Source organism: Rummeliibacillus pycnus, from assembly GCF_002884495.1.
Classification (GTDB): Bacteria; Bacillota; Bacilli; order Bacillales_A; family Planococcaceae; genus Rummeliibacillus; species Rummeliibacillus pycnus.
In genome coordinates this window covers 1,206,391-1,221,185 of the sequence record NZ_KZ614145.1, presented here as the reverse complement: position 1 = coordinate 1,221,185, position 14,795 = coordinate 1,206,391, and the positions used below count along the sequence as shown (strand labels likewise).

Sequence of the window (14,795 nt, the reverse complement as noted above, 5' to 3'; positions counted from 1 at the left end):
GGCTACTAACTTTTGAGAATAATATACAAAATAACACCATTATCAGATTGTTTTTTGTAGAAAACTACAAAAATCAGAAAGGATTTTTATAGAGTTCACTATATTAATAGTAATTAATATTATATATAATCTAAATATTCAGAAAATAAAAAGGGGGAACCATATGGAAAATGTAGTAAGTGTTCAAAAGAAAAAATCTTTGATCGAGCGATTCTTGGATGGAGTAGAAAAGGCAGGAAACAAATTACCTGATCCAGTAACGCTTTTTGTAATCATGGCGTTCGTTATTTTGGGTTTGTCTTGGATTTTAGCACAGTTTCATGTTTCTGCAGTAAAACCAGGCACTAATGAGAGAATTGAGGTTGTTAATTTACTGAATCAACAAGGACTCATCAAAATATTAAATGAGATGTTAACAAATTTCACCTCTTTTCCTCCGTTAGGAATGGTGATTGTCTCTATGCTTGGCATCGGTCTCGCTGAACAAACAGGATTAATAGCAGCATTGATGAAGAAATCTGTGATGAGTGCTCCACAAAAGTTAATCATCCCTTTTTTAATCTTAACAGGGTTAGTTGGTAATTTAGCAGCAGATGCAGCTTTTATCGTTTTACCTCCAATTGCCGCTTTGATATTTATGAGTATTGGGCGAAACCCAATTGTTGGTTTAATCATAACATACGCAGCTATTGCAGGAGGATTTAGTGCAAATTTGTTGATCAGTTCTCTTGATGTTCTACTTCTTGGCATTACGGAATCTGCCGCACACTTAGTTGAACCTGGCTACATAGGTCGAGCAACGATGAACTATTATTTCTTAATCGCATCTACTTTTGTATTAGTTGCATTAGGTACATTTGTGGCACATAAGTTTACAATTCCTAGATTTGGTGAATATCAAGGAGAAGCTGAGAAACTTGAGCCAATTACACCATTAGAAGCAAAGGGACTTAAATGGGCAGGTATTGTAACAGCTATTTATGTGATCATTATTCTTATTGCAGTTGTTCCATCAAATGGTATTTTACGTGATCCTAAGACTGGTGGTTTTTTATCATCTCCTTTCATGACAGGTATCGTACCGATTATGTTATTCCTATTCTTATTACCAGCCTTGGCATATGGTATTGTGACAAAAGTTCTAAAAAGTGATAAAGATGTTGCAGATAAAATGTTCAAATCTATCGCAGATATGTCTTCGTTTATTGTGTTGGCATTTGTAGCTGCACAGATGATTGCTTATTTTGGCTGGAGTAATATCGGACCAATTATGGCGATTAAAGGTGCAGAAGCATTACAGGCAATGAATTTCACAGGATTACCAATGATTATCGGTTTTATTATTATTTGTGCTGGTATTAACTTATTGGTTGCAAGTGCTTCAGCAAAGTGGGCATTATTAGCGCCTATATTTGTTCCAATGTTTATGTATTTAAATTATAGCCCAGCGCTAACTCAAGCAGTCTATCGTGTAGGAGATTCTATTACAAATCCAATAACACCAATGTTAGCTTATTTTGCGATTTTACTCGCTTTTGCTAAAAGATATGATAAGAATATTGGAATTGGGACACTTATCTCATCATTACTTCCTTATTCTGTTGTATTTTCAATTGGTTGGATCATATTGTTTAGCATATGGTTCTTACTCGGACTTCCTTTAGGTCCTGGAGATTCAATCTATTTAAAGTGAGGGAAATAAATGGAAAAATTATATAATTTGTTAGAAGAACACTATGATGAGATGGTTGAAATTCGACGCTATTTGCATGAGAATCCAGAACTATCATTTCAGGAAGTTAATACACCAAAATATATTGCCGCATATCACCGAGCTCTTGGACATGAAGTTAAAGAAGGTGTGGGTGGTCGTGGTGTAGTAGCAAAATTGCACGGTGCAAAAACTGGCAAAACAGTTGCACTAAGAGCTGATTTTGATGCTTTAGCAATTCAAGAACAAAACGAACTTCCTTATAAATCAAAAGTGGATGGTGTTATGCATGCTTGTGGTCATGATGGGCATACTGCAACACTTTTGGTATTAGCAAAAGTACTTAACAAACTGAGAGATGAAATTGAAGGAACAATTGTTTTCATCCACCAACATGCAGAAGAAATTGCTCCAGGAGGTGCGATTTCCATGATTAAAGACGGTTGTTTAGAAGGTGTTGATGTCATCTTTGGGACTCATTTATGGTCTACAGAACCTCTCGGGAATATTATGCTAAAAGAAGGACCTTTAATGGCTGCAGCAGACGGTATATATATTAATGTCAAAGGGAAGGGAGGGCATGGCTCAGACCCAAGTAATACCAAAGATTCTATTTTAATTGCCGCACAATTTATCACTAATCTTCAACAGTTAGTATCTAGACGTGTCAATCCAACTGAATCAGCAGTAGTTTCAATTGGACATATAGAGGCTTTGAATCCCTTTAATGTAATTGCAGACTCAGTTAAAATGAAAGGCACTGTACGTACATTTGACGACGAAACCAGGAATCTACTTGAAAAGGAAATAGAAGAGATGTTAAAAGCATCATGTTATCTCACAAAAGCAGATTATGAATATGATTATGTACGTGGTTATCCAGCAGTGATCAATCATAAAGAGGAAACAGCATTCTTAGTTGACTTGGCTCCACAAGTTTCGGGTGTGGAAAACGTTCATATTTGTGCTCCTTTAATGGGGGGCGAGGATTTTGCCTATTATTTACAACATGTTCCTGGAGCATTTTTCTTTACTGGTGCACAAAATCCGGATGTGGAAGAAACTTATCCTCACCATCATCCAAAGTTTAACTTTGATGAAAGGGCGTTGTTAATCGCAGGAAATACTTTAGGTACAGCAGCCTTACAATTTTTAAAAGAGCACTAATTAAATAAATGAAATGCCACAAGGTTCGAAGTTTCCTAGTGGCATTTTTTATATTTTAAATTGTTTAACGGAGATTATATAAAAATATAGCTGCATGAATATTCATTGCATAATTAAAATCATTTAAATCCACGTTTAACTTTTCTTCAATTTGTACAATTCGATAGTAAATGGTATTTTGGTGGACATGCATTGCTTCAGCTGTTTTTATAACGTTTTTATTATATTTAAAATATTCCATTAATGTATGGATTAATTCATTATTAGACGATTGTTTTATAGATGAAGGAAGGATGGGACCTAGTATTTCTTCCACAAAATGCTTTTGCTCAGAATCTGTCATAGAGAGTAAATATCTATATAGTCCAAGTTTTTCGTAAGATATAATTTGTCCATCGAGATTTTTTATACAATGTTTTAATCGTTCAATATCTTGAAACGATAAATGCAATTGATCAATACGATCAACTTTACGACCAATTAAGATTCGCTCATCCTGATTGAATAAAAAGATTTCCTCTAATTTCTTTTCAACTTCACTTTGAGTGTCACGTAATGCAATTAGAACGATTAATGAATCGCGATTCGGAAATAATAGACAATTTCCAATGGATTGTAGTTTCAATTTATAATCTCTCTCATAATGGAACATTTCAGAATAATTATTTTCTAAGTAATTTTCTCTTTTATAAAGTAGAAATAAGAAAGCATTATAATATTTGATTTCAAGTAGATTGTGTAAGCTAGTAAAACTATTTTCTTCGTGAAATTGTTTTAAAAGTAATTGTCTTTTTTGAATTCTTGATTCGAGTTTCTTTTGCTCTTTCATTTGTTCAATAGCCATAATAGCAGTACTATGTGATAATGTTAATTTTGTATAAACATCAAGAGATTTTGAATTGCAAATTACAAGTAAATATCCAATCACGCCATATGAAGAAGCGATTTTGAAAATATGACCTAATAATTGATTGGGTAGTAAGAATTCAAAGTCCTGTTGTTCAGTTGGAAACTGATGAATGCATTTTTTTATCCAGTCTTTCAAGGTTAATTCAAATGGATCATTAGGATTACTTGTAAAAAGAAATTCTCCTTTTGGATCGAGGTATATTATTGGGTTATCAATAAGCTTAGCTAAGGTTTCTATTATTTGCTTTGAACCTCGATCATTTAACATAAGATCGTTTAAAAGATGATGAGAAGATAATGTTAATTTAAGTGTTTGTGCACTTTGTTCTCTTTCGTTAAGTTCTTGACTAAGGGTTATAACCATTGCAATTTGAGTTGCAATTGCCTCCACAAATCCGATTTCTTCGTCTGTGAAACGTTCTTCGGAAAAGAAGTTATCTAATGTTAAAACGCCGATTTTCTCATTTTTATATGTAATTGGAACAGATAAACAACTTTTGGGAGGATCATCTTGAACAGAGGATTTTAAAAAGTATTGATAGTTTGGTTCTTTCATGGACTGCATGGCTTTTTTTATTTCTTCCTCACCATAGATTACTATTGTCTTTCCTGTTTTAAATACTGTACCTGAGATTCCCTCACCAGGTGCTAGCTTATTATGAATATAATATTCCTCTTTAAAATTTACAGCGGCTTCAATCGATAAAGCATTTTGTTTTGTATTCCATAAAAGAAGAAAACCGCCATCGACTTTTTCAATTGTATTAATGACTACTTCTATAATTTCCTGTACACTCTTATTGTTATCCATTTTTTTTATGTTTTTTGTGATATCGATAAAAGCTTGCCATTGTTTCAATAATCCATTATCAATTTGATGCATAATAACCTCCCAGGAAATAAAATATTTCATTGTTTAGAAAGTTAGATTGTAAGTCTTAATGAAAGGTAAGAGTTTGTATTGAAGGTAATTATTGCATTGATTACATATTAATCGCAAGTCTTATTATCAAATTTCCAAAAAAGTTAATATATACATATGGTTTTATTTCTTATTTTAAGTATGGTCGAATTTTTTCTTCTTGAATAATTTCAATTGGGTAGCCCATTGATTGAAATTGTTCAGCTTTATGGAATTTCGAACTTTTATGACCACTCTCAGCTTTAGCCCAACTACTATTACTAACAATAAGAATATTAGTTTGTTTTGTTACAGTATTGCTAAATATCCCGCCAATTGAACGGATTTTCTTTGCAGCCATCGATCTTGTTACCCCTTCAAGTGCACCTGTGAAAACGATATTTTTACCTTGAAAGTAAGAATCGGTGAATATTGGATTATGCGAAGCGATCTTTTTTGAGGAGTTGGTTAGATCATGTAATGTAAATTCTTTAAATTTTTCTTCGAAGCTTAGTACAAGGTTAGCAATTATTTCAGCGCGTTCCAAATGAAGTGGAATCCCAAATAGATGTGCAAGAGTTAGGAGAGAAAAATGTCTTTCATTGTTCAACTTATTTCTTGCGAATTGAAGAATACATCCAAATTTGCAAAAGGGAACAAGTTGATTGATAGATAGGCAAGATTCTTCTAAAACCGATTGATCATAATTTCTATAATAGCCAACGACGGTTTGATTAGTTAGCCATTTATTTAATAGAGGATAAAACTCTTCAAATGTTGGTGAAAATTTCACCATTTCTTCTGTAATTCCATGCTGGGCTATATAATATTCATCAAATGGCTGGTTAGGGTTAATAAATGTGAAGAGTGAATCGATAATTTTATCATTTTTGACTTTTACTAATCCAATTGAACAAATACTATCTCTCCACTGATTGGCAGTTTCTATTTCTAGTGCAATAAAATCCAAAGGTCTTCCTCCTGAAAAGCTATAGTATCATTTATTATATCAATATATTTGATACAAGGAGGATTCATTTTCCTCAAAAATATCGAATATAAAGTAATTACTAGGGGTACTTTTAGAGTATAAATTATATACAAAGAATAATCATTTGCAAGTATTCAAGCAATGAAGTAATAGATTTGCATAAACCGAAGAGGGTGTTTACATGAATTATCAAGAGGCTTTTAAAAAATGGCAAACAAAAACAGTACTTCCAGAAGATTTACGATTAGATTTACATAAAATGGCTCATGACGAGTCGAAGAAAGAAGATGCATTTGGTAAAACGTTATCTTTTGGAACGGGTGGAATCCGTGGTGAAATGGGAGCAGGAACGAATCGCTTAAACCTTTTTACCATTCGTAAAGCTACAAAAGGGATTGCGGTTTATATTCGAAATTGTGGTCAGCAGAAAGCTGATCAAGGAGTAGTAATATCCTTTGATAGTCGACATATGTCTAAAGAATTCGCAATCGAAACAGCTACAACTTTTGCACAAAATGGTATCAAAACTTTTTTATACAAAGACTCCCGCACAACACCTCAATTGTCTTACTCCGTTAGAAAACTGAATACTTTTATGGGCGTGATGATTACAGCTAGCCACAATCCGCCAGAATATAATGGCTATAAAGTTTATGGAGAAGACGGAGCTCAATTGAATTTAGAAAAGGCTAAAGAAGTAATCTCTTATGTAGAAAAAGTAGGGGACGAGCTTCAATTACCAGAGGGGGATTTTGATGATTATGTAAAAAGTGGTCTCATTCAAATTATCACAACAGAAATAGATGAGGACTATTTTAATCAGCTATTAACAATTCCATTTGAAGCATCACTTTTCAAAACAACTGATTTGCAAGTAACATTTACACCGCTGCATGGTATTTCAGGTTACACAGTTCAACAAATTTTCAAGCGATTACAATTCAAAGGGATGGCTATTGTTCAAGAACAATTGAATCCAAATGGAGATTTTCCAACGGTTGTATCTGCTAATCCTGAAGAAAAGTCTGCATTCGAATACGCAATAAGAGATGGATACAAAGTTCAAGCTGATTTACTTCTTGCCATTGATCCAGATGGCGATCGATTGGGGGTTGCTGTAAGACAAAGGGGTGATTATCAATTATTAACAGGGAACCAAACAGGCGCAATTATGCTCTATTATTTACTATCACGCATGGAGGAATTTGATGAATTACCCCAAAATGGGCGCATCATTAAAACGATTGTTACCTCCGAATTTGGAAAATCCATCGCCAATCATTTCGGTATTAGTACAGAAAATGTTCTTACAGGATTTAAATTCATCGGTGAAAAAATCGAACAATACCATCAATCAGGTGACTACAAAATCTTATTTGGATATGAAGAAAGTTACGGGTATTTAGTTAAAGACTTTGCTCGAGACAAAGATGCAAATCAAGCAATTCTATTAGTAACAGAGGCAGCCGCTTACTTTAAAAAACAAGGCAAATCACTTTTAGATGTCTTAAAAACCCTATATAAAGAACACGGTTACTATAAAGAAACACTCGTATCTATAACGAAAAAAGGAATTGAGGGTGCAAAACAAATCAAAAATGCACTAACAAAACTTCGTGAAGTACCTTTAGAAAAAATCGGTGATTTACATGTAACAAGTATTGAAGACTATTCAACACAAACAATCACTTATACAAATGGAGCTTCAAGCGAAAAAATCGCATTACCAAAATCCAATGTTCTAAAATATATATTAGAATATGATTCTTGGGTTTGTGTACGTCCAAGTGGAACAGAACCGAAGATTAAATATTATATAGGTGTAAAAAATAAAACAGAAGAAGCAGCAACAGAGCAGCTAAACAAAATAAAAAAAGCTTTTATAAAAGTAATGGATGGAAATTTAAAATAGATTTGTAGACAGTAATATTCTAAAAGGACATTCTTGGAAAAAGTATTGGGGCTTTTTTCAAGAATGTCCTTTTATGATTGATCGAGAATTTAATCTATGTTAGATGGAATATTAAAGTCAATAAAATCTGTTACTATGATATAGTACTATCATAAATACATATGGAAAATGAGGTGAGCCTAAATGGTTCATATATTATACATAGAAGATGAAGATGAAATTGGAAGTTGGGTCACTAAAGATTTAAAAGATAGAGGTTTTGAAGTGACATGGCTGAAATCTGGAGAAAAAGTAGAAGAATATGTTTCGACAGTTGATATTGTCATTTTAGATGTCATGTTACCAGGATTAGATGGTTTCTCTATTGGTAAACGCATTAAAAAGGAATATGATCATTTACCAATATTAATGCTATCTGCACGTACGGCTCTAGAGGACAAAATAGAAGGTCTCAGTTTTGCAGACGATTATTTAACAAAGCCGTTTCATCCAGATGAACTTTCAGCGAGACTTGAGGTCTTATTAAGAAGGTTCCAAAAAGGTGCTGATATTTTAGAAATTGGTCATCTTAAAATTCACACAAAAGATTTACGTATTATTAATCAAAAAGATAATGAAGAAATTCAATTAACAGGCAAGCAATATTTTTTATTTCAGTATTTTATCCGGCATTTAAATCAGATTTTAACGAAAGAACAACTATTTGAAGGAGTCTGGGGAGAACCTTATATAGAAGGTGATAAAACATTAATGGTACATATTCGTTATTTGAGAGAAAAAATAGAAGAAAACCCCTCCAACCCAACAATAATTGAAACAATTCGTGGAATTGGGTACAGGGTGAAACAATGAAAAAATTCTTTCGGTCTCTATTAGCAAAATATATGCTGATTATATTGATGGCTATATCAATTGTTCAAATAGCTTATTTAGGAATCGCAATATTTATTGTTAATATAGATAATCATTTAGAAAATAGTAATAAAAATAGCCCAGAATTAGTTGAAGAGAAATGGCATAAAGCTGCTAATAATATAAAAAGTGACACCAGTCAAAATGTCCGTAGTCTTTTTAAAAAATGGAAAAAGAATTATCCAGAAGCAACAATGTTTTGGATCGATCAGAATGGCGTTTTGTCAGAAAAAGTAAATGTTAAACCCCGAATGTCAAATAAATGGGGTCCAGCATATACTGCAAAATTTATGAAAGAAAGTTATGCTAGTGATCCATATACAGTTATTGCGTTTGTAGGAAAAGATACATCTCATGGTTTTGTTGTTTTACAAATCCCAAGAAAAACATTTAATCCACCAATAGTTAAAGCCAACGAAAAATATGGCACATTGTTAGCTATAGTAATGTTATCGATTATCATTCTTTTTATCATTGTTTCTTTCTTTTTTTTCAAAAGTATTCGAAAGAGATTGTTACATTTACAAGATGCCATGACAATTCGGGATGTCGATCAGCTCCCCATAGAGATAGAGGTAAAAAAGAAAGATGAAATTGGACAACTAGAACAGACATTTAATCAAATGGTTGTAGAGTTAAGAGAAAGTAAACAGCGTGAACAGAAAGAAGAAAAACTAAGAAGAGAGTTAATCGCAAACCTCTCACATGACTTACGAACACCTTTAACGAAAATTCGTGCACAAACTTATACGATAAGTAAGGAAGAGTTAACACAAGAAGGAAAAAAAACAGTAAAAGCATTAGAAAAATCTGTTTTAAATATTGATCATCTAATTGAAAACTTAATGTCATATACGTTATTGATGGCAAGTAAATATAAGTTTAATCCTGACCAAGTGGATATAGTACGTCAAGTTCGAGAAAGTATTGCCAGTTGGTATCCTGTATTTGAAAAAGAAGGATTTACGATTGAAGTAGACTTACAATCTTTTGACCTTCAATATTGGCAAGTTGACCCCATCTGGTTGGGGAGAATATTAGATAATATACTTCAAAATGTACTCCGTCATGCAAAGGAAGGTTTATTTGTAAGTGTTAAAACCATATCTACCACTCAATATGATGCTATTGTTATTTCGGACCGGGGAAAAGGCATGAACGCAATCTCAAACGAAAAAGGTGAAGGGATAGGGTTATCAATTATAGACTTAATGATAAAAAATATGGAGCTTGAATGGCAAATAGAATCAACCATAAATGGTACAACGATTACAATTATGAAAAATTCTTAGATAAGAAGAGGGTGATTTCAATGCTTACAAAATTAGATTAGATGAAGCAAAGGGTGCTGAAAAAATGCTAACTATTCAACAAAGTGTTTTAGCAGAACCAATAGACGAATTTACACAAACAGTTGAGGAACAAGTTAAATGGATTGATGCAAAGTAATAATGAAAGTAACTGGAATAAAGTACAAAGATTTAGTGGTAATCTATTTGTTATAGGCGGACTAATAATTTGTATGTTTTCATTTTCACTTCCATTTTTAATTGCTTTATTACTTCCATTTTTAGTAATCGGAGTAATGTTATTTGTAATTCATATGTATTCAATTAGATTAGCAAATTAAGCTTGAAGGTCTCTAAACGGGTGGTTATTGGAACTTAAAAAGGTCGAGTTTTTTATACTTGTTCCCTTAGTTGATTACCTGAAATGCATTTAGGTTGTACAGTATCTTAGTTATTCGAAAGATGATTTCTGTCTTGTGCAGAAATCATTTTTTTATTAATGGGATTTTTAGATTATTTGAAATAGAAAATTTAAACAAAATTTAAACAAAATTTAAACTTCCTTCTTACCTAGTTTTAACCTAGATTTTCTAATATAGAACAAGAGGTGAGGAAAATGGAATATATAGTACATACGGAGAACTTGTCAAAAAGTTTTGGAAATGAAAAAGCAGTTGATGGAGTAGAGTTAAAAATACCCAAAAGGGAAATATATGGATTCCTGGGGCCGAATGGAGCTGGAAAGACGACAACCATTCGCATGCTTTTAGGTTTGATGAAGCCAACCTCTGGAGACATCCACATATTTGGAAAAGATTTAAAAAAGGATAGAATCAAGATTTTACAAAAAGTTGGAGCATTAGTTGAAAACCCTTCATACTATCCACATTTGACTGCATATGAAAATTTGGAAGCTATTCGAAAGATTTTAAATGTACCACCTTCAAGAATTCATAAAGTATTAGAAATTGTACGTTTAACAAATGTAAGTAATAAGAAGGTTAAGGGTTTTTCTCTGGGAATGAAGCAACGGTTAGGAATTGCGGCAGCATTATTACATAATCCAGAATTGTTAATTTTAGATGAACCAACGAATGGATTAGATCCATCTGGAATTATTGAGATAAGGGAATTGATCAAGAGCCTTCCTTCAAAATATGATATGACTGTTCTGATATCAAGTCATTTACTATCTGAGATTGATCAGATAGCAACAACAGTAGGTATATTAAATAAAGGAAAATTAATATTTCAAGATTCAATAGATGCAATGCGTTTATATGCTCATCAATCTGTATCACTCAAAGTGAATGATGGTGAGAAGGCTTGGCGATCATTACTAGCTAGAGGAATAAACACTACTTATAAGGATGACCTAATTTACCTTTCTGATTGTTCAAATGAAAATGTTGCACAAATTGTAGAAACGTTAGTTCATAACGGATTATCTATCTACAGAGTTGAAGAAGAAAAAAGATCATTAGAAGAAATCTTCCTTCAAATGACAAGGGGAGAGAAATTAGTATGATTCGAAATCTAATCGTGACTGATTTTCTTAAAATAAAACGAAAAGGTTTTTGGCTTTTATCATTTCTAGGTCCATTAGGTGTTGTTGCAATGCAAATGGTTAATTACGGTGTGCGAAAAGATTATCTATTAAAGCAAAGTAATGATGATTGGGGATATTATTTAGATAATGTCAGTACATTTACACCACTTGCAATTGTACTGGGAATTGCCATATTAACATCTTTAATCGTTAGTGTAGAAGATGAAACGAATGCGTGGAAGCAGTTGATTGCGCTACCCGTAAGCAAAATAAATGTTTACTTATCCAAATTTGCAGTGGTTTTTAGTTTGTTATTTTTTTCATCATGCTTTTTAATGATCTTTACACTTGGATTTGGTGTGTTTCTGGATTTAGGAAAACCAATTCCATATTTTGAGATATTTAAATATAGTTTTTATCCTTTCTTAGCTGCATTTCCAGTATTAGCCTTACAATTATGGATTGCAGTTGTTAGTCAAAATCAAGGAATTCCAATTACTATAGGAATTGTTGGAACGATTTTAGCTTTTACAGGATCAGCATTACCGGATTGGATGATTTGGAAATGGCCATCTTTGGTGAATGAATGGGACAACCCAATACTAAATGTTGTTTTTGGAATAACTATTGGATGCATGCTTTATATTGTCGGTATGCTTGATTTTAATAGAAGGGACGTGAAATAAATGATAGCTATTTTACAATCAGAATGGTTTAAATTACGTAAATCCAAAATAACATTCATTCTTATGATAGGACCATTAATCGGTCTAATGACAGGTATTAATTCACCTATTGAAGTAAAAGTAAGTGAATGGGAACAAGCATTACTATATATGAATTTAACGTATGCTTTATTATTTCTCCCTCTAATTACTGGAGTGCTGTCTAGTTTGATTTGTAGATATGAACATCAAGCAGGTGGATGGAAACAACTTTTGGCGTTACCTGTTTCAAGGGGGCAAGTATTTGTCGCTAAATATATTGTATTGGTAATACTTGTATTGGTCATTCAACTACTCTATCTTTGCGCGTTAGTTGCAGTGGGGAGTATTAAAGGATTTAGCGAACCTTTCCCTATTGAAATTATATGGAAAAGTATTTTAGGTGGGTGGGTAGCAACCTTTCCATTAGTTGCTTTGCAATTATGGATGTCGATGTTATTTAATAGTTTTGCAGCACCTTTTGCTGTTAATGTTATCTTCACATTACCGTCAATATTAGCAATAAATTCTGAACATATTGGACCCTACTATCTATGGGCACAACCTTTTTCGATGATGTATATTGGTGGAAAAACAGACGATATCTTTTTTATTCCGTGGGAACAATTGATATCCGTAGTCGGAGGGGGATTTATTTTGTTCTTTCTTTGTGGATACATCTATTTTCAAAGAAAAGCGGTTTAAAAAGTATATTGTAATTTCGGAATATTATGTATAATTAATGGTGTTAAATCATGTTTTAAATGACATCGGGGGTGTAATGTTTGAAAACACGTGTAACAGATTTACTTGGGATTAAGTATCCAATTATTCAAGGGGGACTTGCTTATTTAGCTTATGCAGAACTTGCTGCAGCTGTATCAAATGCAGGTGGTTTAGGCCAAATTACTGCTGCAACTTTAGGAACTCCAGAAAAACTTAGAGAAGAGATTCGCAAGGTACGCACTTTAACAAACAATCCGTTTGGTGTGAATTTTGCAATTTCAAGACATGATCAAAAACACGAAGATTTGTTGGAAGTAGCAATTGAAGAAAAGGTGCCAGCCATTTCAATTACAGGAGGTAATCCGAAGTCAGTGCTTGAAAGAGTAAAGGATGAAGGCATCAAAACAATGGTTCTTGTTTCTGGTGTTAGACAAGCACAAAAGGCAGAACAACTTGGTGCTGATCTTGTCATGGCAGTTGGACAAGAAGGCGGTGGACATTTAGGCAGGGAAGATATTGGCACTATTGTACTTGTACCACGGATAGTAGAATCTGTATCGATACCAGTTTTAGCTAGTGGTGGATTTGGTGATGGAAGAGGCTTGCTTGCTGCATTTGCACTGGGTGCTGAAGGGATAGAAATGGGTACCCGCTTTATTGCGACAAAAGAATGTATTCATGCAAATAATGTATATAAAGAAGCAATTATAAATGCAAAAGAAACAGATACAATCGTAATCGAGAGATCGTTGGGTACTCCAGGTCGTGCTTTAAAAACAAGTTTTACCGAAGAAATTGTCAACCGTGAACAAAAAGAAGCTACCTATGAAGATTTAAAAGATATGATTAGCGGTAGAGCAAATCGCAAATATATTTACGAAGGTAAAATTGAAGAAGGTTTTGGTTGGGCAGGTCAGGTTATGGGACTGATTAATAATATTCCTACTGTACAGGAATTGTTTGATGAGATCATTTATACAGCGAACGAAGGAAAAAGACGAATAAATAATATTTTATAATGTACCAATTTTGCCTCTTCATTAGGAAGAGGCTTTTTCTTTAAAAATGCGTATTAAATTAATTGTTTAAAATTATACATAATTATGGTAATATTCTAATTATTATGTAAGGAGGAATAATTATGAAAAATGTTATTGATATGAAAGAGAACAAACATGTAAAGGGAAAACTTAGCGAATAATAAAATGTGCTCAATTATTCGCTTGAATAATAGGAGGAGCATACATGTTAAATAAACAAGGTTTTAATCTATGGGCAAATAATTATGATCATACAGTACAATTGAGTGAAGAAAGTAATCAATATCCATTTGCAGGATATAAAACAATTTTAAATACTATTTTCAATGAAATTATGCAAAAAAGTCAATCGAAAGTTTTGGATATAGGATTTGGAACAGCTGTTCTTACAAGTAAGCTTTATGAAGAGGGACACACTATAGATGGTCTAGACTTTTCTTCAGAGATGATTAAAATTGCACAAGCTAAAATGCCGACTGCACATTTAATGGAATGGGATATCTCGAAGGGATTCCCTGATTCTTTCAAGAACAATAAGTATGACTTTATCATCAGTACCTATGCATTGCACCACTTATCAGATGAGGAAAAAATTCCTTTTATTAAAAACTTACTAACTCTACTATCAGAGGAAGGTAAAATAATAATCGGTGATATTGCCTTCAAAACAAGAGATCGACTCGAAACTTGTAGAAGAGACAGTATAAATTATTGGGACGATGAGGAATATTATTTTGTTGAAGAAGAGCTATATCCAGTATTGAAAGAATTCTCGCAATGTGAATTTCATCCGATTTCACATTGCGGAGGTTTATTTATAATGACAAGGAAGTAACACTAAAAAACTGTAGGTAAACTTATTAGTTAAAAGTTTATTTATAGTTTTTTGTCTTTGGATCTTAAGTGTTTTCAATTAATGAAGTATTAAATGAATAAAAGAGTATATGAAGATTGAACAATTTACTACATATTCGAGATAAAAAT

At 32.8% G+C, this 14,795-nt stretch carries 13 protein-coding genes; 11 read left to right on the top strand and 2 right to left on the bottom strand.

The genetic code is table 11. The features are described 5' to 3' along the window. Positions 1-163 precede the first annotated feature (163 nt). Together CEF14_RS06180 and CEF14_RS06175 are read left to right on the top strand one after the other, a co-directional pair. Positions 164-1,693: an AbgT family transporter gene (locus CEF14_RS06180; RefSeq protein ID WP_102692050.1), complete on the top strand. Its 1,530-nt coding sequence runs from the start codon at positions 164-166 to the stop codon at positions 1,691-1,693. A 9-nt stretch (positions 1,694-1,702) separates the two neighbouring features. Further along, positions 1,703-2,878: a M20 metallopeptidase family protein gene (locus tag CEF14_RS06175; RefSeq protein ID WP_102692049.1), complete on the top strand. Its 1,176-nt coding sequence runs from the start codon at positions 1,703-1,705 to the stop codon at positions 2,876-2,878. A gap of 64 nt (positions 2,879-2,942) precedes the next feature. Here the strand turns inward: CEF14_RS06175 and CEF14_RS06170 are convergent, their stop codons facing one another. Both CEF14_RS06170 and CEF14_RS06165 read right to left on the bottom strand, forming a co-directional pair. Continuing rightward, the gene (locus tag CEF14_RS06170; protein ID WP_170061456.1) at positions 2,943-4,670 is read right to left on the bottom strand and encodes a helix-turn-helix domain-containing protein; all 1,728 of its coding nucleotides are present in this window, start codon (positions 4,668-4,670) and stop codon (positions 2,943-2,945) included. A 169-nt stretch (positions 4,671-4,839) separates the two neighbouring features. After that, positions 4,840-5,658 (bottom strand): exonuclease domain-containing protein, encoded by an 819-nt coding sequence (locus CEF14_RS06165; RefSeq protein WP_102692047.1) that lies wholly within the window; start codon positions 5,656-5,658, stop codon positions 4,840-4,842. 202 nt (positions 5,659-5,860) lie between these two features. Between CEF14_RS06165 and CEF14_RS06160 the strand changes: the two genes are divergently transcribed. The 9 genes from CEF14_RS06160 to CEF14_RS06120 all read left to right on the top strand — a co-directional run bounded on the left by CEF14_RS06160 (position 5,861) and on the right by CEF14_RS06120 (position 14,646). Further along, entirely contained in the window at positions 5,861-7,591 is a 1,731-nt protein-coding gene (locus CEF14_RS06160) for a phospho-sugar mutase (protein WP_102692046.1), read from the top strand. Positions 7,592-7,774: 183 nt separating this feature from the next. Then, positions 7,775-8,443, top strand: coding sequence for a response regulator transcription factor (locus CEF14_RS06155; RefSeq protein ID WP_102692045.1), 669 nt, complete (start codon positions 7,775-7,777; stop codon positions 8,441-8,443). Then, positions 8,440-9,795, top strand: coding sequence for a HAMP domain-containing sensor histidine kinase (locus CEF14_RS06150; protein ID WP_102692044.1), 1,356 nt, complete (start codon positions 8,440-8,442; stop codon positions 9,793-9,795). Before CEF14_RS06155 ends, CEF14_RS06150 begins: the two co-directional genes overlap by 4 nt. Before the next feature lie 146 nt (positions 9,796-9,941). After that, positions 9,942-10,133 carry an SdpI family protein gene (locus CEF14_RS19450; RefSeq protein WP_102692043.1) on the top strand — a complete coding sequence of 64 codons (192 nt, stop codon included), beginning with the start codon at positions 9,942-9,944 and terminating at the stop codon, positions 10,131-10,133. Positions 10,134-10,408: 275 nt separating this feature from the next. Beyond that, complete coding sequence (locus CEF14_RS06140; RefSeq protein ID WP_102692042.1) at positions 10,409-11,320, top strand: ABC transporter ATP-binding protein; 912 nt, start codon at positions 10,409-10,411, stop codon at positions 11,318-11,320. After that, the gene (locus CEF14_RS06135) at positions 11,317-12,027 is read left to right on the top strand and encodes an ABC transporter permease (protein ID WP_102692041.1); all 711 of its coding nucleotides are present in this window, start codon (positions 11,317-11,319) and stop codon (positions 12,025-12,027) included. Before CEF14_RS06140 ends, CEF14_RS06135 begins: the two co-directional genes overlap by 4 nt. Next, positions 12,028-12,750 carry an ABC transporter permease gene (locus tag CEF14_RS06130; RefSeq protein ID WP_102692040.1) on the top strand — a complete coding sequence of 241 codons (723 nt, stop codon included), beginning with the start codon at positions 12,028-12,030 and terminating at the stop codon, positions 12,748-12,750. A gap of 80 nt (positions 12,751-12,830) precedes the next feature. Then, on the top strand, positions 12,831-13,790 hold the full coding sequence (locus tag CEF14_RS06125; protein ID WP_102692039.1) for an NAD(P)H-dependent flavin oxidoreductase: 960 nt from the start codon (positions 12,831-12,833) through the stop codon (positions 13,788-13,790). A 226-nt stretch (positions 13,791-14,016) separates the two neighbouring features. Further along, a complete protein-coding gene (locus CEF14_RS06120) occupies positions 14,017-14,646 on the top strand; it encodes a class I SAM-dependent methyltransferase (protein ID WP_102692038.1) in 630 nt (209 codons plus the stop codon). Positions 14,647-14,795: the final 149 nt, after the last annotated feature.